Source organism: Mesorhizobium sp. LEGMi-168a, from assembly GCF_058312955.1.
Map to the genome: position 1 here is coordinate 68,391 of NZ_JBZEGV010000003.1, position 21,502 is coordinate 89,892.

General features: G+C 65.3%; 20 protein-coding genes. 15 read left to right on the forward strand and 5 right to left on the reverse strand.

The genetic code is table 11. The features are described from left to right. The first annotated feature begins 29 nt into the window (after positions 1-29). The 6 genes from AC4FWB_RS05970 to AC4FWB_RS05995 all read left to right on the forward strand — a co-directional run bounded on the left by AC4FWB_RS05970 (position 30) and on the right by AC4FWB_RS05995 (position 5,368). Positions 30-920, forward strand: coding sequence for an aromatic ring-hydroxylating dioxygenase subunit alpha (locus AC4FWB_RS05970; RefSeq protein ID WP_491024911.1), 891 nt, complete (start codon positions 30-32; stop codon positions 918-920). A gap of 23 nt (positions 921-943) precedes the next feature. Further along, entirely contained in the window at positions 944-2,710 is a 1,767-nt protein-coding gene (locus AC4FWB_RS05975; RefSeq protein ID WP_491024912.1) for a PDR/VanB family oxidoreductase, read from the forward strand. A gap of 73 nt (positions 2,711-2,783) precedes the next feature. Then, positions 2,784-3,434 (forward strand): glutathione S-transferase family protein, encoded by a 651-nt coding sequence (locus AC4FWB_RS05980; protein WP_491024913.1) that lies wholly within the window; start codon positions 2,784-2,786, stop codon positions 3,432-3,434. Between the two features lie 55 nt (positions 3,435-3,489). Continuing rightward, complete coding sequence (locus AC4FWB_RS05985) at positions 3,490-4,617, forward strand: S-(hydroxymethyl)glutathione dehydrogenase/class III alcohol dehydrogenase (RefSeq protein ID WP_491024915.1); 1,128 nt, start codon at positions 3,490-3,492, stop codon at positions 4,615-4,617. A 293-nt stretch (positions 4,618-4,910) separates the two neighbouring features. Next, the gene (locus tag AC4FWB_RS05990) at positions 4,911-5,165 is read left to right on the forward strand and encodes a hypothetical protein (RefSeq protein ID WP_491025267.1); all 255 of its coding nucleotides are present in this window, start codon (positions 4,911-4,913) and stop codon (positions 5,163-5,165) included. 14 nt (positions 5,166-5,179) lie between these two features. After that, positions 5,180-5,368: a hypothetical protein gene (locus tag AC4FWB_RS05995; RefSeq protein WP_491024916.1), complete on the forward strand. Its 189-nt coding sequence runs from the start codon at positions 5,180-5,182 to the stop codon at positions 5,366-5,368. A gap of 43 nt (positions 5,369-5,411) precedes the next feature. Here AC4FWB_RS05995 and AC4FWB_RS06000 read toward each other — a convergent pair whose 3' ends face one another. Next, positions 5,412-6,326 (reverse strand): LysR substrate-binding domain-containing protein, encoded by a 915-nt coding sequence (locus AC4FWB_RS06000; protein ID WP_491024917.1) that lies wholly within the window; start codon positions 6,324-6,326, stop codon positions 5,412-5,414. 269 nt (positions 6,327-6,595) lie between these two features. Here AC4FWB_RS06000 and AC4FWB_RS06005 point away from each other — a divergent pair, with 269 nt between their 5' ends. From AC4FWB_RS06005 to AC4FWB_RS06045, 9 genes are read left to right on the forward strand one after another with little or no spacing between them, the layout of a single operon-like run. Then, positions 6,596-7,996, forward strand: a complete 1,401-nt coding sequence (locus tag AC4FWB_RS06005; RefSeq protein WP_491024918.1) for an MmgE/PrpD family protein — start codon at positions 6,596-6,598, stop codon at positions 7,994-7,996. Then, positions 7,986-9,227 (forward strand): FAD-dependent oxidoreductase, encoded by a 1,242-nt coding sequence (locus tag AC4FWB_RS06010; protein WP_491024920.1) that lies wholly within the window; start codon positions 7,986-7,988, stop codon positions 9,225-9,227. The genes AC4FWB_RS06005 and AC4FWB_RS06010 overlap by 11 nt, the downstream gene beginning before the upstream one ends. 2 nt (positions 9,228-9,229) lie before the next feature. Continuing rightward, on the forward strand, positions 9,230-9,487 hold the full coding sequence (locus AC4FWB_RS06015; RefSeq protein ID WP_491024922.1) for a sarcosine oxidase subunit delta: 258 nt from the start codon (positions 9,230-9,232) through the stop codon (positions 9,485-9,487). Beyond that, entirely contained in the window at positions 9,484-12,333 is a 2,850-nt protein-coding gene (locus AC4FWB_RS06020) for a 2Fe-2S iron-sulfur cluster-binding protein (protein ID WP_491024923.1), read from the forward strand. The genes AC4FWB_RS06015 and AC4FWB_RS06020 overlap by 4 nt, the downstream gene beginning before the upstream one ends. Before the next feature lie 2 nt (positions 12,334-12,335). Continuing rightward, a complete protein-coding gene (locus tag AC4FWB_RS06025) occupies positions 12,336-12,932 on the forward strand; it encodes a hypothetical protein (protein WP_491024924.1) in 597 nt (198 codons plus the stop codon). After that, a complete protein-coding gene (locus AC4FWB_RS06030; protein WP_491024925.1) occupies positions 12,929-13,846 on the forward strand; it encodes a dihydrodipicolinate synthase family protein in 918 nt (305 codons plus the stop codon). Before AC4FWB_RS06025 ends, AC4FWB_RS06030 begins: the two co-directional genes overlap by 4 nt. A gap of 1 nt (position 13,847) precedes the next feature. After that, positions 13,848-14,816: a D-2-hydroxyacid dehydrogenase gene (locus tag AC4FWB_RS06035; RefSeq protein WP_491024926.1), complete on the forward strand. Its 969-nt coding sequence runs from the start codon at positions 13,848-13,850 to the stop codon at positions 14,814-14,816. A 14-nt stretch (positions 14,817-14,830) separates the two neighbouring features. Beyond that, entirely contained in the window at positions 14,831-16,375 is a 1,545-nt protein-coding gene (locus AC4FWB_RS06040) for a trimethylamine methyltransferase family protein (RefSeq protein WP_491024927.1), read from the forward strand. 24 nt (positions 16,376-16,399) lie between these two features. Continuing rightward, positions 16,400-17,302 (forward strand): SMP-30/gluconolactonase/LRE family protein, encoded by a 903-nt coding sequence (locus AC4FWB_RS06045; protein ID WP_491024928.1) that lies wholly within the window; start codon positions 16,400-16,402, stop codon positions 17,300-17,302. A 65-nt stretch (positions 17,303-17,367) separates the two neighbouring features. Here AC4FWB_RS06045 and AC4FWB_RS06050 read toward each other — a convergent pair whose 3' ends face one another. Genes AC4FWB_RS06050 through AC4FWB_RS06065 form a run of 4 tightly spaced genes read right to left on the reverse strand, consistent with a single transcriptional unit; the run spans position 17,368 to position 21,484 of the window. After that, complete coding sequence (locus tag AC4FWB_RS06050) at positions 17,368-18,141, reverse strand: SDR family NAD(P)-dependent oxidoreductase (protein ID WP_491024930.1); 774 nt, start codon at positions 18,139-18,141, stop codon at positions 17,368-17,370. Positions 18,142-18,151: 10 nt separating this feature from the next. Then, positions 18,152-19,486 (reverse strand): dihydroorotase, encoded by a 1,335-nt coding sequence (locus tag AC4FWB_RS06055; protein WP_491024932.1) that lies wholly within the window; start codon positions 19,484-19,486, stop codon positions 18,152-18,154. Positions 19,487-19,504: 18 nt separating this feature from the next. Then, complete coding sequence (locus AC4FWB_RS06060; RefSeq protein ID WP_491024934.1) at positions 19,505-20,446, reverse strand: polysaccharide deacetylase family protein; 942 nt, start codon at positions 20,444-20,446, stop codon at positions 19,505-19,507. Between the two features lie 12 nt (positions 20,447-20,458). Then, the gene (locus AC4FWB_RS06065) at positions 20,459-21,484 is read right to left on the reverse strand and encodes an NAD-dependent epimerase/dehydratase family protein (RefSeq protein WP_491024936.1); all 1,026 of its coding nucleotides are present in this window, start codon (positions 21,482-21,484) and stop codon (positions 20,459-20,461) included. Positions 21,485-21,502: the final 18 nt, after the last annotated feature.

Here is a 21,502-nt window from a genome sequence, read left to right on the forward strand (position 1 = left end):
CGTCCCGACGCTGTTTAAAAGGTAATGCGATGGCAAAATGCTTGGACACGGTGATCCTCAACCTCTGGCATCCCGTCGGTGCGATCGCCGACGCAACTCCCGGCGTCGTCCAGGAAACGGTCCTGCTCGAGGAGCGCCTGAGCTTCGAGATCGGCGCGGATGGCGAACCCGTCGTCTGGCGCTGGCGGCCGGATGCGCGCAGGGCCGATCAGGTTCCGGCTGCCGACAGGCTCCCGGCGAGGAGCGCCTACGGCTATGTCTGGACCTCGCTGGGCTCGCCGCCGGCTGAACTCTTCCCGATCCCCGAATATGCCGAGCCCGACCGCCGCCGGCTCAACGCCGCTACGTTCGGCGTCAACGTCTCGGCGCCGCGCGCCATCGAGAACTTCCTCGACATGGGTCATTTCCCTTACGTGCACACCGACATTCTCGGCGCCGAGCCGCATACCGAGGTCAAGGAATACGATGTCGAGATCTCGGTCGACCGCGACGAGATTCTCGCCACGCGCTGCCGCTTCTTCCAGCCGATGGCGTCCACCGCCTCGGATGGCGGCGCCGATGTCGACTATGTCTACCGCGTGCCGCACCCTTATTGCTCCGTGCTCTATAAATCGAGCCCTGTCGACGAGAGCCGGCGCGACGTCATCGCCATCTTCCTGCAGCCGGTCGACCAGGAGCATGTGCGCGCCCACCTGCTGCTTTGCGTGCTCGACGAAAACAGCGAAGACAAGGTGATCAAGCGCTTCCAACAGACGATCTTCGGCCAGGACAAGCCGATCCTGGAAAACCAGTTCCCGAAGCGCCTGCCGCTCGATCCGCGCGCCGAAACCCCGATCCGGGCCGACAAGTCGGCCATCGCCTATCGGCGCTGGCTCAGCCAGAAGGGCGTGACCTATGGGGTCATTCCGGCTGCCGCCTGACCAGGACATTTTGGAGACGAATGATGTTGGAAGAAGCCCGAAGCCGGTGGCATCCGATTGCTGCCGCCCATGACCTGCCGTTCCGCCATGTTTTCCATGGCCAGTTGCTCGGCCGCGAGTTCGCCGTCTGGCGGGCCGATGACGGCTACGTCAACATCTGGGAGAACCGCTGCCTGCATCGCGGCGTGAGGCTGTCGATCGGCATCAATGACGGCCGCGAGCTGAAATGCCAGTATCATGGCTGGCGCTATTCCAACCGCACCGCCGGTTGCACCTATATTCCCGCGCACCCCGCCGACGCGCCGGCGCGCACCATCACCAACCGCACCTATCCGGCGGTCGAGCGTTACGGCCTGGTCTGGTCTTCCGAAGAGCCGCTGGGCGAGGTGCCGGATGTCGCGGGCCTGGCCGAAGGCAAGCTGCTCGCGCTGCGCGGTATCCCGGTCAATGCGCCGGCCGACAAGGTCGCCGAAAAGCTGAAGGCCTATCGCTTCCAGCCCAACGGGGCGATCGACGGCAACGCCGCCGACATTAGCATCGGCGCCGCTCGGGATTTTGCCGTGGCGCTCCGTTCGCGCGACGGCGCCGCAGAGACGCTTGGCGTCTTCTTCGTTCAGCCGGTCGATTCCAACCGTTCGGTGATCCGCGGCGTGCTTGACCAGGATGCCGAAGGGGCCGCGCGCATCGCCATCCTGCGCCATCACAATGAACGGCTTTCCAAGCTGCGCGACGAGGTCGAGCGCGATGTGGCGAATGCGCCGGCGCCGGCGCCGATCGAGCCGGTTTACGAAAGGGTTTCGGCCGAGCTTGCCGAAATGCCGGAGCTGACCGCGCATGGCCGCAAGGCGGCGCTGCGCGTCACGGTGGCCAGGAAATGGCAGACCGCCGACGGCATCGCCGGCTTCGAGCTGCGGCCGATCAAAGGCATCCTGCCGACCTTCCAGCCCGGCGCGCATATCGACGTCCATATGCCAAACGGCGAAATAAGGCAGTATTCGATCACCAACGGGCCCGGCGAGACCGACAGCTTCGTGATCGGCGTCAAGCTGGAGCGGGAATCGAAGGGCGGCTCGAAATGCATGCACGAGACCGTGCGCGAGGGCGACGTGCTGGCGATCTCGGAGCCGCGCAACAATTTCCCGCTGCGCCGCGATGCGATCAAGACGATCTTCGTCGCCGGCGGCATCGGCATCACGCCGCTGCTCGCCATGGCGCAGGCGCTGAAGAACCAGGCGCTGACGCACGAGCTTCACTATTTCGCGCAAGGCGAAGAGCACCTCGCATTCGCCGATCGCCTGAGAGAGCTTGGCGATGCGCTGAAGCCGCATCTCGGACTGTCGCCGGACGCGACCGGCGCCGAGCTGCGCCGCTTGCTTGCCGGCTACCGGAACGGCATGCATCTCTACATCTGCGGCCCTGGCCCGATGCTGGAGGCGGCGCGTAGAATAGCGGCTGAGCAGGGCTGGCCGGACAGCGCCGTGCATTTCGAATATTTCAAGAACACCAATAAGATCGACGACAGCTCGAGCTTCGAGGTGGCGCTGGCGCGGTCCTGCGTCACGCTCCAGGTGCCGGCCGGCAAGACGATCCTGCAGGTCATGCGCGAAAACGGCATCGACGTGCCGTCGTCCTGCGAGCAGGGCGCCTGCGGCACCTGCGTCGCGACCGTGATCGAGGGCGAGCCCGATCACCAGGACGTCTATCTCAACGACGCCGAGCGCAAGGCCGGGACGAAGATCATGACCTGCGTTTCGCGCGCCAAATCGGCACGCCTCGTGCTGGACATCTAACTATTTGTTTTTACGCAATTCCCGGGCGGAAAACCGTTACACACTTTTCCTGGAATTGCTTTAGGAGCCGCCAATGATCACGCTTTACGACTACGAGCTGTCTGGCAATTGCTACAAATTGCGGCTGCTGATGAGCTTCCTCGGTATCGACCACGAGACCGTGCCGATCGACTTCTATCCCGGGCGTGAGCACAAGTCGGAATGGTTCCTCAAGCTCAATCCTCTCGGCCAGCTGCCGGTCATCGACGATGACGGGCTGATCCTGCGCGACGCCCAGGCGATCCTGGTCTATCTCGCATCGAAATACGACCCGTCCGGCACATGGTATCCAAGGGACAACCCGGCGCTGCTCGGCGAGATAAGCCAGTGGTTGGCCTTCGCCGACGGCATCACCGCGACGGCGTCGGCCGCCCGGCTGCACGACGCGCTGTTCTACGATTTCGACATCGATGCCGCGCGCGCCGGCGCGCACCGCCTGTTCCGCGTCCTCGACGAGCATCTCTGGTTCGGCGAGCAGGAGGGCCGCGACTGGATCTGCTCAGCCGCGCATCCAACGATCGCCGACATCGCCTGCTTCCCCTACATCATGCTGTCGGAAGAGGGCGGCATTCCGCGCCAGGATTATCCGGCGATCCGCCGCTGGTGCGATCGCGTGAAACGCATCAAGGGTTTTATCGTCATGTCGGGCGTGTTTCCGGCTGGGCCTGCCAGGGCCGCCGCATAGTTCAATCGCGAAGCCGGACACTCGCTCCGGCAACCAAAGTTTGGAGAGGGAAGATATGAAAACGCGTGCCGCAGTTGCCGTTGGCGCCGGAAAGCCGCTGGAGATCATGGAGGTCGACCTCGAGGGACCGCGCGCTGGCGAGGTTCTGGTCGAGGTCAAGGCGACCGGCATCTGCCACACCGACGAGTTCACGCTGTCGGGCGCCGATCCGGAAGGCATCTTTCCGGCGATCCTCGGTCATGAGGGCGCCGGCATCGTCGTCGATGTCGGCAAGGGGGTGACCTCGGTCAGGAAGGGCGACCACGTCATCCCGCTCTACACGCCCGAATGCCGGCAGTGCCCGTCGTGCCTGTCGAGGAAGACCAATCTGTGCACCGCCATCCGCGCCACCCAGGGGCAGGGCCTGATGCCGGACGGCACCTCGCGCTTTTCGGTCAATGGCGAAAAGCTGTTCCACTATATGGGCTGCTCGACCTTCTCCAACTTCACCGTGCTGCCGGAGATCGCGGTCGCCAAGGTCAATCCCGACGCCCCCTTCGACAAGATCTGCTACATCGGCTGCGGGGTGACCACCGGCATCGGCGCGGTGATCAACACCGCACGAGTCGAGCAAGGCGCGACGGCGGTCGTCTTCGGCCTCGGCGGCATTGGCTTGAACGTCATCCAGGGGCTTCGCCTTGCCGGCGCCGACATGATCATCGGCGTCGATCTGAACAACGACAAGAAGGCCTGGGGCGAGAAGTTCGGCATGACGCATTTCGTCAATCCGCAGGAGATCGACGGCGACATCGTGCCTTACCTGGTCAACATGACCAAGCGCGGCGCCGACCAGATCGGCGGCGCCGACTACACCTTCGACTGCACCGGCAACACCAAGGTGATGCGCCAGGCGCTGGAAGCCTCGCATCGCGGCTGGGGCAAGTCGGTCGTCATCGGCGTTGCCGGCGCCGGCCAGGAGATTGCGACCCGGCCGTTCCAGCTGGTCACCGGTCGCAGCTGGATGGGCACCGCCTTCGGCGGCGCGCGCGGCCGCACCGACGTGCCGAAGATCGTCGACTGGTACATGGAAAAGAAGATCCAGATCGACCCGATGATCACCCATACGCTGAAGCTGGAAGACATCAACAAGGGCTTCGACCTCATGCATGAGGGCAAGTCGATCAGGAGCGTCGTGGTTTATTGAAGCAATGCCACAGGCCGGGGCCGAAGCAAATCAGGACGACGGAAGTCGCTGTCGTCCAACCCGACCGCCAGGCTTTTCGCAGGGCTCCGCCTCCCGGCTCGCCCGCGTGCTCCCAAATCCTGGCGCCGGCCGGCGGCGTGATCGAGCAAGCGCAGCTCGGTCGCGCCGCCGGTATTGTCTATAAGGGCACAAACATCGAGCGAGCCGTATCGAGAAACGCGCGCACCAGCTTGCCGCCACTGTGTTCGCGCAGGCAGATCAGTGCTTCGTCCATCAGCGTCTCGGGGACGTCCGTGTCCGTCGGTCTCGGCTTGCTCGTTGCATTCAGCAATCCGCCGCTGCTGCTCAACGGCACCGTCGCGATCGTCATGGTCGCGCATTTCGTGCTGATCTCGGCCTTCACCTTCGGCAATGTGTCAGCGGGCCTGGCGCGCCTTTCACCGGACTTCGAGCAGGTCGCCTCGAGCCTTGGCGCGAGGCCGCCTATCGGCTGTGGCACGTCACGCTGCCGCTGCTCGCGCCCTATCTCGCCGCGGCATTCGGGCTGAGCCTCGCGCTCTCCATGGGCGAGCTCGGCGCCACCGTGATGGTCTATCCGCCGGGCTGGGTGACGCTTCCGGTAACGATCTTCTCGCTGACCGACCGCGGCGACATTTTTGCGGGCGCGGCGCTCACCATGATCCTGGTGGCGGCGACCCTGGTCCCCTTGCTTGGCCTCGAACGCATCACGCGGCGCGCGACGGGATCGTAGCGCGCGAAGTGCGATCCGCTTGAGTTCTCGGGCTTGCGCCTCGCTATGCCGATCGGCCTAGTTCTAGACTTGTTTCTACGTGCGCGTTGGCTCGTTCCACGATCCAGCCCCTGACGGTCTTCACCACGCTGCCTTTCGAAAGCTGGCTCTCGGAAAGATAGTAGGTCCACGGACTGGCGGCGCGCACGGGAAAAGGCTCCACCAGAAGGCCGCGGCTGATATAGGTTCTGGCCAGCGAATATTGCGTGGCCACGCAGCCCGCGCCCATCGCCGCCAGTTCCAGCGCGATGTTCGAGGCATTCGTGGTGATGCCTTTCTCATAGTCTGAAATGTCGATCTGCAGCGCGTCGCCCATGCACTGCCAGTATTCCTGGCGGCCATGCACGAAGATCCAGTCGACGTTGAGGATGTCGCGCGGTGAGCGCAGCCCTTTTGGACCCTCCAGCAGGCTGGGTGCGCAGAGGATGGCGAGTTGGTCGTTCCACAGCGGAACGCCGCTCGGCGGGCGGTCGTCGAAGCGGCGGGTCGAGATGGTGATGTCGGCGATTTGTTCGCTGAGGTCCTCCCAAATCGTGCCGTGCAGGACGACCTCGATCTCGGGATGGATTTGGCGGAACGCCGCCATGCAGCCGGCCAGCCAGTTTTCGGCCAGGCTCATCGGGCAGGAGATGACCACCGTCCTGTTGCGCGAGGAGGCGACGATCGCCTCGGTGGCATGGTCGATCTGGTCGAGCGCCTGGCGCAGCGTCGGCAGGAAGGCCTCGCCCATTTCGGTCAGCTTCAGGCTGCGCGGATAACGCACGAAAAGCTGGCGGCCAAGATAGTGCTCCAGCGCCCGCACATGGTTGCTGACGGCCGCCTGGGTGTAGCCGAGTTCGCTGGCGGCGAGGGTGAAGCTGAGATGCCGCGCCGAACACTCGAACGAGCGGATGTAGTTCAGCGGGGGTGGCGGCTTCATGCGGTCCTCCGTGGCAAAGCGAAAAACTAGAGCAATTCCAGGAAAAGTGTGAAACGGTTTTCCGTCCGGAATTGCGCCAAAACGAAGAGATAAAGCGGTTCGCCGTTTCCAGGAAACGGTGAACCGCTTTAGACCGGCGCCGTCGAGCTCCGCAATCGTCTTGACCCCGATTTTTTTGTGCGATGGCGCCAAACTAATCACGTGCCTGGCCCGTGAGACCAAATTATTCGTAGTTATCTTGGAGCGATCGGGACGCGAAAGGTGGCGCCATGGACCAGCGGACGGGGGAAGGTGAGCCGGCTTCCACCGTATTTGCCAGTGTCGCCGACTTCGTCTTGCGCAGGTCGGCCCACGCCTTCCCGCGCGACGTTCTGAAATCGGCGGCGCTGCAGTTCCTCGACACGATGGGCATTGCCATTGCCGCCGGGCCGATGCAGGCGGGGCGCATCGCGCGCGATGCCGCGGTCCTGCTCTACGGTTCCGGCGCGGACCGGCACGCGGCGAGGATGATCTTCGACGGCAGGCGCGTCAGCGTGGCCGGCGCCGCCTTCGCCGCGGCGACGCAAACCGACAATCTCGACGGCCACGACGGCTATCCGCCGACCAAGGGCCATATCGGCGTGGCGGTCGTCCCGGCGCTTCTGGCGCTGGCGGAAGAAAAGCCGGACCTGACGGGAGCCGACGCATTGGCCGCGATCGTCGTCGGCTACGAGGTCGCGGGCCGTGCCGGTATTGCGCTGCATGCGACGGTCTCGGACTATCACACCTCGGGCGCATGGAATTCGCTCGGCGTTGCTGCTGTCGCTGCCCGCCTGCTGCGGCTTGGCGACGATCAGTTGCGCCACGCTTTCGGCATTGCCGAGTATCACGGACCGCGCAGCCAGATGATGCGCGAGATCGCGACGCCGACCATGTTGCATGACGGGTCCGGCATGGGGGCGCTGGTCGGGCTGTCGGCCGCGGTGCTCGCCGAAGCCGGCTTCGCCGGCGCGCCGGCCATTACTGTCGAGGCGCCTAATGTCGCAGCGTATTGGGACGATCTAGGCCGGTTCTGGCAGATGCCCCTGCAGTACATCAAACCCTATCCGGTCTGCCGCTGGGCTCATGCCGCGATCGACGCGACGCGCGCGCTCTGCCTGGAGCATGGGCTTCGGCCGGACGACATCCGCAAAGTCCAGGTCAACAGCTTCCACTATGCGGCGACGCTGTTTGCCGGCATGCCGGACACCACGTCGAAGGCGCAGTACAGCCTGGCCTTCGCCGTGGCCGCGATGATCCTTTATGGCCGGATCGGGGTGGAGCATATTTCCGGCGCCGGTCTGCGCGACGCCGCGATCGCCGACATGTTGAAGCGTGTCCAGGTAAGCGAGGCGGCGAAGCACAGCGATCGTTTTCCGCAAGGACGCTGGGCCGACGTGCAGATCGAGACGATGGACGGCAGGCTGCTGGAGTCCGGCGACGTTCACGCGCGCGGCGGCCCGGAAGCGCCTTTCGGCGAAGCCGATATCGTCGCCAAATTCATGGAGTTCGCGGCGCCCGTCCTGGGCGACACCAGGGCCGTCGCCATCCGCGATGCCATTCTCGGTCTGACCGATACCGAGAGCCGGTTCTCGGACGTGACCGCTCTGCTCTACGATCCTCCCGGCGGCCGGGGCAGCCATGCCGCTTAGGCTTCTCAAATACGGGCTCAGCCGCGACTATCCGGTGACCGGAGACATTCCCGCGACGCCCGAGCTGAAGTCATCCTATGACGTGGTGATCGTCGGCGGCGGTGGGCATGGGCTGGCCTGCGCCCACTATCTGTCGAAATACCACGGCATCGCCAGCGTCGCGGTGCTCGAAAAGGGCTATCTGGCCGGCGGCAACACCGCGCGCAACACCACCACGATCCGCTCCAACTATATCACCCAGGAAGGCGTCGCCTTCTACAAGGAGGGCGTTTCGCTTTTCGAAGCGCTGTCGCAGGAGCTCGACTTCAACGTCATGTTCTCGCAGCGCGGCCAGCTGACGCTTGCCCACACGGAAGCGACGCTGCGCGCCTTCCATCTGCGCGCCGAGATGGGCAAGCACATGGGCACGCGCACCGAGGTGATCGACGCCAGGGAGGTCGAGATGCTGGTGCCCGAACTCAACATGGACCGTGGCGGCGCGCTCGAGGTCCTCGGCGGCCTATGGCACGCCGACGGCGGCACGGCCCGCCACGACGCGGTCGCCTGGGGTTTTGCCGCGCAGGCTTCGCGCCGCGGCGCCGAAATTCACCAGCGCACGGAAGTTCAAAGCTTCGAAGTCGAGAGCGGCCAAGTGCGGGCCGTGCTGACGAACCGTGGGCGGGTCGCCTGCGGCTCGGTGCTCGTCGCTGCCGGCGGCATGAACTACGATGTCGCCATGATGGCCGGCGTTGAATTGCCGATCCGCTGCTATCCCTTACAGGCGATGGTGACGCAGCCTTTGAAGCCATGGCTGCACACGCTGGTCTCGTCGGTGTCGCTCCACACCTATCTGGTGCAATCCTCGCGCGGCGAGATCGTCATCGGCGGCGGCTCGGATCCATACCAGCTCTATTCGATCCGCTCGACGCTTGACATGAAGGAGCATCTGGCCGAAGGCGCCGTGCATCTCTTCCCCTTCCTGCAGGGCGTCCGGTTGCTGCGGCAATGGGCTGGCATCACCGACATGACGCCGGACTACAGTCCGATCATGGGCACCAGCCCGCTCGCCAATCTCTGGCTCGACTGCGGCTGGGGCACCTGGGGCTTCAAGGCGACCGCTGTCGCCGGCAAGCGCATGGCCGAAACCATCGCCAAGGGCCGCGTCCCCGACCTGCTGAAGCCGTTCGCGCTTGAGCGTTTCGAAAACTTCCGGCTGCTCAACGAAATGGGCGCGACGGCGGCGAGCCACTGACCATGAAGCTGCTTGACTGCCCGATGAACGGACCGCGCAACATCGACGAGTTCCAGTCGTTCGGTCCGCTGCGGCAAGCGCCCGATGCCGATGCGGCGGCCGATGTCGATTGGGCGCGGCATCTGTTCCGGGCGGACAATCGCAAGGGCGTGGTGGTCGAGTGGTGGCGGCACGTGCCGAGCAATTTCTTCTTCCTCGCCGAGCGCGACGTCGTCACCAACGAGATCATCCGCACCTACGCGCCGGGGATCTGGCCATGACGCGGCTCAGCACACCATACGGCTCGCGTCTCGACCGGACGCAGACGCTGCGCTTCACCTTCGAAGGCAAAGCCTATGAAGGATTTTCCGGCGACTGCATCGCCAGCGCGCTGGCGGCGGCGGACCAGTGGGTCCTGTCCCGCTCGTTCAAATATCATCGGCCGCGCGGCGTTATGACCATGGCCGGCGCGGAGGCGAACACGCTGGTGCAATTGCCGTCGGAGCCCAATGTTCCCGCCGACCTGACGCCGCTGCAGGACGGCATGACGGTCACGGCGCAGAACGTCAACGGCTCGCTGGAGAACGACCGCGACGCGATGATCGACCGTTTTGGCCGCTTCCTGCCGGTCGGCTTCTACTACCGCACCTTCATGGGCCCGACCCGGGATGCCTGGTTCCGCTTCTGGGAGCCGATGATCCGTCGCAAGGCGGGCCTCGGCATCGTCGACGTCAACGCGCCGCACTCCAGCTTCGACAAGGCCCATCTTCATTGCGACCTCCTGGTCGTCGGCGCAGGGCCGGCGGGGCTGTCGGCCGCGCTTGCCGCCGCGCAGGCAGGCGTCGATGTGCTGCTTTGCGACGAGAACCCGGAAATCGGCGGCTCGCTGACCTATCGCCGCTGTGATCCGGGCGTGTTGTCCAGCCTGGCGGCCGAGGCAGCCAAACTCCACAATCTGCGCATCATGACCGGGACCGTCTGCAACGGCTGGTACGAGGACAACTGGCTGCCGCTGATAGAGGGCAACCGGCTCTACCGCACGCGTGCCCGCGAAGTGATCTTCGCGACGGGCGCGATCGAGCAGCCGGCGGTGTTCCGCAACAACGATCTGCCGGGCATCATGACCGCAGGCGCCGTGCAGCGTCTGATCCGCCACTATGCGGTGAAGCCCGGCCGGCGCGCCGTCGTGCTGGCGGCCAATGACGATGGCTACGATGCCGCGCTCGACCTGATCGAGGCCGGCGTCGAACTCGCGGCGATCGTCGATCCGTGGCCAGATGCGAGCGGAGACCGCGCCGGTGAACTTCGTGCCAAGGGGTCAGAAGTCCTTGAGGGTAGCCAGATCGACGAAGCCTCCGGGGCTAGCGGCAACAAACATCTCGCTCGTGTTCGGATCGGCAGCCGCTGGATCGACTGCGACCTGCTGGCGGTCGCTGTCGGCTCGGTGCCTGCCTGGCAACTGCCTTGCCATGCGGGAGCCAAGGTCGGTTACGACGACGCCACGGCGCGAATGACGCTCAGCCTGCCGAAAGGCGGCGTCCGGCTGGCGGGCGCCGTCGCCGGCAAATCGCGATTGGGATCGGCGATGGCCGATGGCCGCCGCGCCGCGCATGAGGCCCTGGAACGGTTCGGCCGCGCCGATCTGCCTGACGCGCAGAACGAGTCCGAACCAGAACCCGCTGCCTGGGCACAACCGCTCCCTGTCCATGCGAAGGGCCGCGACTTCGTCGATTTCGACGAGGACCTGCAGGTCAAGGATCTGTGGCACGCGGTCAAGGAAGGCTATCGCGAGCTCGAGCTGGTGAAGCGCTTCTCCACCGTCGGGATGGGACCGAGCCAGGGCCGCCACTCGGCGCTCGCCACGGCGCGGATCGTCGCCGAGGCGACGGGGCGCGCCGTCGACGAGGTCGGCGTCACCACGGCCCGTCCGCCGACCGGACCGGAAAAACTCGGCCTGCTCGCCGGCCACCACGAGCCCTTGGAACGGCGCACCGCGCTGCACGCGCGCCATCTCGCGCTCCACGCCCGCATGAAGCCGATCGGCGCCTGGTGGCGGCCCTATTACTATGGTTCGGAAGACCAGAGCGAGCGCCTGATCGGGCAAGAGATCGCGGCGGTCCGCAAGGGCGTCGGCATGCTCGACGTGTCGACTTTGGGCAAGCTGGAAGTGCGTGGCCCGGACGCCGGCGCCTTCCTCGATCGCATGTACACCATGGCGCATGCCAACCAGCCGGTCGGCCGCGTCCGCTACTGCCTGATGCTCAACGAGATGGGCACGGTCATCGATGACGGCGTCGCCTACCGTCTCGCGGATGACCAGTTCTATGTGACCGCGACGACCGGCGCCGTCGCCCGCGTGCAGGCCGACATGCTGTTCTGGAATGCGCAGTGGCGGCTGCAGGTCGACGTGCTCAACGTCACCGCGGCGTTTTCCGGCATCAACGTCACCGGGCCCAGGGCGCGCGACGTCTTGCAGGCGCTCGATGGCGACATCGACTTCTCGCGCGATGCCTTCCCCTATCTCCACGGGCGCAAAGGCACGGTCGCCGGCGTGCCGGTGCGCGTCATGCGCATCGGCTTCACCGGAGAACTGAGTTACGAGCTGCATTGCCCTTCGAGCTACGCAATTGCGCTCTGGGACGCGCTGGTCGAGGCAGGCAAGCCACATGGCTTGCGCCCTTATGGGCTCGAAGCCTCGCGCATGCTGCGGCTGGAAAAAGGGCACATCCTGATCGGCCAGGACACCGATGCGCTGACGACGCCCGACGAGCTCGGTTTCGGCTGGGCGGTTTCGAAGAAGAAGCCCTTCTTTGTCGGCAAGCGATCGATCGAGATGCGGGCGAGGCTCGGTGAAAAGCGCCGGCTGGTCGGCCTCTCCCTCGAGGGTGCGCGCAACATACCCGGCGAATCCTGCCTCGTGCTGCGCGGCGGCAATCCTGTAGGGCAGATCACTTCGGTTGGCGTCTCGCCGACGCTTGGCCACGCCATCGCGCTGGCCTATGTCCATATCGACGACGCTGCTCCCGGCAGCATGATCACGGTGAAATGCCGCAATGGCGAATTGGTGCAGGCGCCGGTCGTCGGCCACGCCTTCTTCGATCCGCAGAACACCCGGCAGGAGATGTAGCGATGGGTCTTGCTGCGCGGACATTTCCCCTGTCGCCGGACGGCTCGGCTGGCGAAGCCGCCCTGCCGGCGGGGCAACTGGCGGTGACCGATCTGACGGCAAGACCGCGTTTTGGTATCAAGGGCCCAGGCAGCTCGGCGTGGCTGGAAGCGCAGGGCCTCTCTTTGCCACTGGTCAATCGCATTGCCACGCAGGCCGGCATCAGGCTGCTGCGCCTCGGCGGCGAGGATTTCCTGGCGGTTGATGATGTCGCCGGCGATGCGGTCGCAAAACTCATCGCCGCCTGGAATGCCGAGAAAGGCCCGCGCGGCTATTGGTCGTGGCGGGAAGAGGGCTGGAGCTGGATGCGGCTTACCGGCCCGCTGACCGAAGCTGTGATGGCGAGGCTTTGCGCGTTGGACCTGCTGCGGGCTGGCGGCTTTGCCGAGGACGAGATTGCGCAGACGCGCGTCGCGCATCTCGAAGCCGTGCTGGTGCGGAGCGAGGGAGGCTTCGATGTCTTCTTCGACATCGCCTCGACAGCGTTCTTCATCAGAACAGTTACGGCGGCGGCGAAGCTCGCCGCCGGCGACGCGACGACCCGGGAGAACCATCGATGAACTGCGTGCAAGGCGTCATTGCCCCCATCCTGACGCCCTTCGAAAAAGACGGCGGCGTCGCCCGCGACCTGTGGGTGAGCCACGCCAAATGGGTGCTTGCCCAGGGCGCGCACTACCTTTCGCCTTTCGGGACGACCGGCGAGGCGCTGTCGCTGTCGCCGCACGAGCGCATGCAGGCGCTGGAGTGGCTGGCCGAGGCCGGCATCCCGGCGGACAAGATGATGCCCGGCACGGGCGTCACCGCGCTGCCCGAGACGGTCGAGCTCAGCAGGCACGCCCTGGAGCTTGGCTGCGCCGGCGTCATGGTGCTGCCCTCGTTCTTCTACACGGCGGCGGGCGACAACGGGCAGGCGCGCTACTATTCCGAACTGATCGAGAAGGTCGCCAGCCCGAAGCTCAAGCTGATCCTCTATCATATCCCGCAGAACTCCGGCGTGCCGGTCTCTCCGGCGCTGACGGCGCGGCTCAACGCGGCCTTCCCCGACACCGTTGTCGCCTACAAGGACAGCGCCGGAAGCTGGGACAACACCGCCGCCGTGATTGCCGCGGCGCCCAACGTCTCCGTCTTTCCGAGCTCCGAAGGCCAGCTCACCCAAGGCCTGGCCAGTGGCGCGGCCGGCTGCATCTCCGCCTCCGTCAACCTCAACGCCAAGGCGATCCGCGCGGTCTATGACGGCGCGCGCGCCGGCCGTGATGTCTCCGCCGCTGATGCCGCCATCAAGTCGTTTCGCAAGGCGGTGCAGGACGCGGGGCTGATCGGCGGCATGAAGGCCGCGCTCGCCGTGCGCTCCGGCGACCATCGCTGGCTCAATCTGCGTGCGCCGCATGAGAACACCACCCCGCAAGCGGGCAAGGCCTTGCTCGAAGCCCTGGGCTCTCTTGCCGATCACATTCCCGGTCCGAGGCGAGGCTGAGATGTCCGCACAGCCAACCGTCATCTTGAGCACGGACTCGCTGGACGGGCCGATGGCCGTGCTCGCCGAAACCCATCCCGATCTCACGGTGCTCGGCTGCGACAGCTACGAGGCGCTGCCCGGCATGATTTCGGAGACCGGCGCCGAAGTGGTGTTCACCATCAAGTTCGATCGCGGATCGCCCTATCCGCGCACAGCGCTGGTCGAGAGCCCGACCGTGCGCTGGGTCTCGGTCGGCGGCTCCGGCACCGATCATCTGCGCCCGTGGGATCCGGCGCGGGTGACCGTAACCAATTCGGCCGGCGTCGCGGCCGATATGATGGCGGAATATGTCTTCGGCGCCATACTCTCCTTTTCGCTAGGCCTGCGCGGTTTCGCACGCGAGCAGGCGGCCAGAAACTGGACGGCCGGCAAGGTCGAGCCGATCCAGGGCAAGACGCTGCTCATCCTTGGCCTCGGCAAAACAGGGCAGGCGGTCGCCGCCCGGGCCAAGGCCTTCGGCATGACGACGCTGGGCGTGCGCGCTGGCCCGAAGCCGACCGACCACGTCGATGAGGTCCACGGCATGGCCGATCTGCCAAAACTGTGGGGTCGCGCCGATTTCATCCTCTGCGCCGTGCCGCTGCTCGAAAGCACCCGCGGCATCGTTGGCAGCGAGGCTTTCGCGGCGATGAAGCCCTCGGCGGTGCTGATCGACGTGTCCCGCGGTGGCGTGGTCGACCAGACGGCACTTCTGGTGGCGCTCGACGGCGGCAGGATCAAGGGCGCGGCGCTCGATGTGTTCGCCACCGAGCCGCTGCCGCCGGTGCATCCGCTCTGGGCCTATGACAACGTGATCGTCACACCGCATTGCTCCTCGGTCTACGACGGCTGGGACGTGAAATCGGCGCGCATGTTCGCCGAGAATCTCACCCGCTACCGGCGCGGTGAGCCGTTGGCGAATGTCGTCGATCCGGGGCGTGGCTACTAAGGAAGGACAAGCCGATGACAGCGCATGACAGGCGAAGCGGCGGACGGCGCACCAGGGCGGCCGGGCGCAGTGGCGGCGGCATCGCGCAACTGCCCTGGCAGCGCGTGACGAACCCTTACACACCGATGCAAATCCTCGATGAGGAGCAGATGGACAAGCTCCATCGCACCTCGATGCGCATCCTGTCCGAACTCGGCATCCGCGTGATGGGCGAGAAGGTGATGGGCATCTTCGAGGCCGCGGGCGCTATCGTCGACCGGGCCGAGAACACCATAAGGATCGACGAGAGCATCGTCAGCGAAGTGCTGAAGAGCGCGCCGTCCTCCTTCTCGATAACCTCGCGCAACCCGGACAAGCAGATCCGCATCGGCGGCAATTCGCTGGTGTTCGGCCTGGTCGCCGGGCCGCCCAATGTGCACGACCGCATCAACGGCCGCCGGCAGGGCAATCTGCCTGACTACGAGAACTTCATCCGCCTCGCGCATCATTTCAACGCCATCCACATCATCGGCAACCAGGTGGTGGCGCCGATGGAACTGCCGGCGAATTCGCGCCATCTCGACACCTATCGCGCCAACCTCACACTGTCGGATCTGAGCTTCCATTGTTCGGCGATCGGGCGCGGCCGCGCGATGGACAGCATCGCCATGACGGCGATCGCGCGCGGCACGACCATCGAGGCGTTGCGCAATTCGCCGGGGGTCACGACGATCATCTCCGTCAACTCGCCGCGCCTGTTCGATGAGGCGATGGCCGAAGGCCTGATCGCCATGGCCGAGCACGGCCAGCCGGTGACGATCACGCCTTTCACGCTGATGGGCGCGATGACGCCGGTGACGCTGGCGGCAGCACTCGCGCAGCAGAACGCCGAGGCCCTGTTCGGCGTGACGCTGACGCAACTGGTCAATCCGGGCACGCCGGTCATGTACGGCGCCTTCACGTCGAACGTCGACATGCGTTCCGGCGCGCCTGCCTTCGGCACGCCGGAGAACGCCAAGGCCAACATTGTCGCCGGACAATTGGCGCGGCGCTACAGCCTTCCGTACCGCACCTCCAACGCCAATGCCTCGAACGTCGTCGACCTGCAGGCGGCCTACGAGACCGAGATGGCGACCTGGGGCGCGGTGCTTGGCGGCGCGAACTTGATCTACCACGCCGCCGGCTGGCTGGAAGGCGGGCTGACCGCTTCCTATGAGAAGCTCGTCCTCGACGTCGAGATCCTGCAGAACATGATGGAGTTCCTGCGGCCGATGCCGTTCGAGGAGGACGACCTCGGCTTCGAGGCGATCAAGGCTGTGCCGACCGGCGGGCATTTCTTCGGCTCCGAACACACGATGGCGCGCTACGAGACCGCGTTCTACCGGCCGATGCTGTCCAACTGGCAGAACTACGGCAGCTGGCAGGAAGCGGGCGGCCACGATGCGCTGGAACGGGCGACGCAGCTCTGGCAGCAGGCGCTCAACGATTACGAGGAACCCGTCATGGATCCGGCTGTCCGCGAGGAGCTGGATGCCTATGTCGCGCGCCGCAAGGAGGAGATCGGCGCCGGCGAGCCATAACCAGTTCAAAGAAGGGGAACCAGCATGAAAGGCAAGCATCTTCTGGGCGCCGCCTTGGCGCTCGCACTCACCACGTCCGCCTATGCGGCCAACGTCAAGGTGGTCAACGACGACGCCTGGTTCGCCGAAGGCCCGATCTGGTACCAGGACAAGCTCTTCTACGTCGAATACGGCCGCGGCACGGTCGACGTATGGGACGGCAAGCAGAACGATATCTTCTGGAAGATGGATGGCTGCGGCCCTTCGGCCGTGCTGCCGACCGCGACGGGCGAATTCGTCGTCACCTGCTATGACAACAACACGATCGGCCGCATCACGGCCGACGGCAAGACGCTGCCGGCTTACGACAAGGACAGCGACGGCAAGCCGTTCAGCGGCCCCAACGATTTCGCGCCGGACAAGGATGGCGGCATCTATTTCACCGGCTCCGGCAAGGGTGGCCCGCTGATTGACGCGTCGGCCTATTACATCGGCAAGGACGGCAGCGTGAGGAAGGTCGCCGGCGATCTGCACAATGCCAACGGGCTGGTCATGTCGAACGACGGCAAGATCCTCTATCTGGTCGAGACCGAGGACAACCGCATCATCGAGTTCGATGTCGGGGCCGACCACACCTTAAGCAACCGCCGTGTCTTCCTGCGGCTTGACGATCTGTTCCCGAACCAGCCGCATATCTGGCCCGACGGCATCAAGATGGACAAGGCCGGCGAGATGTATATCGGCCAGAGCCCGCGCTCGCTCGATGCTCCAGGCAAGATCATCGTCGTGGACAAGGACGCCAAGCTTCTGCGCACGCTTTCGGTGCCGTCGCCGTCCATGCCGAACTTCGCCTTCGGGCCGGACGAGAAGGTGCTTTACGTCATGGCGCTCGACCAGATCGATGCCGCGCCATGGCACGGCAAGGTCTACGAAGTGCCGAACAAATAACGGCGATCATTGGAGCGGGAAAGGCCGGCCGCTTTGCCGCCGGCCCTCTCTTGCGGATGACTTGCTCAGCCGGCCATCCAGCCGCCGTCCACCATCAGGTTGATGCCGGTGACGTATGTCGACAGGTCACTGGCCAGGAAGAGCGCCGCGCCGGCGACATCGTTGGGCTCGCCGAGCCGGGGCCATGGCGTGCGGCGGCGCGAATAATCGAGCGCATCGGGATCGTTGGCGACGCCCGGCTTGCCGGTGATGATCTTGCCGGGCGCAATGGCATTGCAGACGATCAGGTCGTCGGCGTGATCGACGGCGATCTGGCGCGTCATCTGCACGATGGCGCCCTTGCTGACCGAATAGGGGAAGTCGCCAGGGCAGGCGACCATGCCGTGCTGAGAGGAGATGTTGACGATCCGCCCGCGCACGCCGTTGACCGGATCCTGCTTCAACATCTGCAGCACCGCCTGCTGCGAGCAGAAGAAAAAGCCGGTGACATTGACGCCCATCACCTTCGCCCATTGCTCCGGCGTCGTCTCGATCAGATTGGTCGAGGTGTAGATCGCGGCATTGTTGACCAGGATATCCAGCCGTCCGAACCGCTCGACCGTTTGCCGCACCATGCCTATGACAGCCTGCTGGTCGGCAATGTCCGTGGGGATGAAAATCGCCTCGCCGCCGGCCGCTCCGATCACGCGAACCGTCGTTTCGCCGCCCTCGATCGGCTCCTCGCGCATATCGGCCACCACGACCTTCGCGCCCTCTTGCGCGTAGCGTTGCGCGATGGCGCGGCCGATGCCGGAACTCGCGCCGGTGACGATGGCGACCTTGGCTTCCAGAAGACCCATCTTGCTCGCCTCAGTTCTCCCGCCGCACCACTTGGCCTTGCGCTGCCTTCAGCAGCACGCCGTTGCGCATGATTTCCTCGCCCCGCAGGAACACCTGCCGCAGCGTGGCGGAAACGCTCCAGCCGTCGAAAGGCGTGTAGCCGGCCTTGGATTTTTGGTCCGCGTTGCGGATCGCGAAAACCTGCTTCGGATCGATGATCAGGATGTCGGCATCATGGCCCACGGCCAGCCGGCCCTTGCTCTTGCCAAGCCCGAACCGTTCCGCCGGATTGGCCGCGCACATCCGGGCGATGTCGCGCATTCCGATCAGGCCCTCGTCCACAAGCTTGAGCATGACGGACAAAAGGGTCTGCAGTCCCGGCATGCCGCCCGGGATATCGGCAAATGAGGGATAGTGGGCAGCCTTCTCCGCGGGGCTGTGCGGGGCATGATCGGTGGCGATGATGTCGATCAGCCCGGCAGCGACCGCTTCGCGCAGGCGCTGCATATCTTCCCTCGACCGCAGGGGCGGCGATCCCTTTAGCCGTGCGCCTTGTGTCTCGTAGTCGTCCGCTAAGAAAGAAAGGTTTTGCGGCGTCGTCTCCACGCTGGCATCGGCGAAATCGCGCAGGCGCCGCCACGCCTCGATGCCAAGCGCCGAATTGATCTGCCGGACATGAACGCGCGCGCCGGTCTCGGCCGCCGCCAGCAGCGCTCGTGCGATGCCGTTTGCCTCGGCGAGCGGCGGGCGGCTCTCCTGGAACGCCGAGATATCGCCGGTCCGGTCGCGCGCGGCACTGCCCTCGAGCAGCGATTGGTCGCCGGGTGAAATACCGACGGTCGTCTTGAGCGGGGCCATCCGCTTCAGCGCGAAAAGAACGGCGTCCATCGTCGGAAAAAGAAACTGCTGCGGAACGTCGGCCGTGAAAAGCTCGAACGATACCGGGGCAAGAGCCGCGAGCCTTTCGAGGCGGTCCAACCTCTCGCTGACGACGGCCTGGAAGCCGACATCGACGTTCAGCCTGCCTTCCGCCATCGACATCTTCTCGGCAAGCTGTTCAGCCGATGCCGTCCAGGGATCGTCGGTCGGCATGTCGAGCACGGTCGTCACGCCGCCGAGCGCTGCCGCATGCGTGCCGGACGAAAAATCTTCCTTGTGGGTCAGTCCCGGCTCGCGCAGATGCGCATGCGCATCGACGAGTCCCGGCAGAAGGAAACAGCCGCTTGCGTCGATCACCGTTCGCGCTTCGGCTGCATCTCCGGGCTGGATCAGGGCCGCGATCTTGCCGCCCTTGGTCGCCACGTCGCGCCGGGCTTCGCCGTCCGCGTTGACGATCGTCGCGCCGATGATGAGCGTCTCGAACAAGCTGCAAGCTCCGGTGTTTTAGCTGGCAGCTTTGCCGGCAAATTTTTCGTGGTTGTCCAGCCAGAAGCGCGCGATGTCGGCGCGGCGCATGAAGGCGGCGCCCGGCGTCTTCTGCACATGCTCGATCACCTCGCGCAGGCCCGAAGCCCGGTTCGGCTGACCCATCCAGCGCGCATGCACGCAGATGTTCAGCATGCGTCCGCCGGTCTCATCCGCTTCCCACAGCATGTAGTCGATGGCCGAGCGGCAATCCTCGGCAAAGTCGCGCGGGTTGCTGTAGCCCGGCGCGATGAGGAAGCGGCTGTCATTGAGCGTCTTGGAATAGGGCACGACCAGGATGCGCGCCCCGCCATGGTCGACGAAATAGGGCAGCTCGTCATTGCAGGGGTCGGAGTGGTAGAGGAAACCACCCTCCCGCACCAGCAGGTCGCGGGTGTTGACGCTCGGAAACGAGCGGCAGTTCCAGCCGAGCGGCCGCCGGCCGAGCACTTTCTGGTAGAGCGCGATCGCCTCGTGCAATTGCCGCTCTTCTTCCTCGCGCGGCATGCCGGGATAGTCGGTCCAGCGCAGCCCATGTCCAAGCAGGTCATGGCCGCGCGCGTTCATCCACTCGGCGACGGCGGGATTCTTCTCCAGCGCCACCGCGCAGGCCGACACCGTGATCGGGACGTTGTAACGGTCGAACAGCCGGGCGAGCCGCCAGACGCCGACCCGGCTGCCATATTCGAAATGCGTCTCCGTGCCGAGGTCGCGATGCGGTGAGAGGCCTGGGTTATTGTACTCGCCCCAATTGTCGTTGCGGGCGTCGTCCAGCCAGTTGTACTCCGACCCTTCCTCGTAGTTCAGCACGAGGTTGATCGCGATCTTCGCCCCGCCCGGCCAGGTGACATAGGGCGGGTTGGGTCCATAGCCGACGAAGTCGCGCGGCTGGGCCGGTTGTGAGGCAGCGCTCGGCGTCATGGCAAATCCCTCTCAGTTCGTCTCGTTGGCGGAAATCCAGTCCATATAGGCATGGAACGCTTCCCTACCGGGGCGCGGCCGCCACGCGGTATCGCGCATGATCCGGGCGATGTCATAGGCGCCCCACATGCCGCCCTTCAGCGTGACGTCCTGAACGATGTTCGCATTCTCGCCCGGCGTGACCTCGGCCTTCAAGGTGGGCACGCGCTCTCTTGCCCAGCCGATGATCTCGCCGATGGTCTGGCTCGACCCTGAGCCGATGTTGTAGTGGCGATAGTTGAGGCGTGGCGCATCGATCAGCGCGAGGATCGCGGCGGCCACATCGGTCGAGGCGACATAATCGCCGACAGGTTCCAGGCTGTTCGGCCTGATCGTTTCGCCGGCCAGCGCCATATGCGCGACACGGTTGGGGACATGGCGAAAGTTGCGGCTCTCGGTCGCGCGATCCATCGGACCGTAGACGGAAGCAAGCCGCACCGAGATCGCCGACAGGCCGAACAGGTCGGCATAGCGGTTGGTGACCATCTCGGAGGCGAACTTAGAAATGCCGTAGAGCGTCAGCGGCGCGACATAGCCGTCCTCCGGTAGCGGCTCGCCACTCCAGTCGGGCCCGTTGTGCCGGTAGACGGAACCGGAGCTGACATAGATGAAGCGCTTTACGGTGGGCCGCGTGCGTGCCCAGTCCAGCATCCGCACCGTACCCATGAGATTGACGTCGACGATACGGGCCGGATCTTTGGCTTCCGGCCGACGCTTGGCCTCCGAGGCGCTGCCGCGCGAGATCGGCGTGATGGTCGCGCCATGCACGATTGCCGTGACGCCTTCCTTGTCGAGGGCGGCGGACCAGGCCTTCGGGTCGAGGATGTCGGCGGCGATCGCGGTGAGCCGGTCGCGCACCGGAGCGAAATGCTTTTCGGCCGCCGCGTCGAGGCCGGAACGATCCAGAATGACGGTGCGCGCTGCAGGATTGCGGTCGAGCCATGCGCGCGCCACCACGCTCATGACGAAGCCGGTGCCGCCTGTGACGAGAAGGGTCATGCCGCAAAACCTCCGATA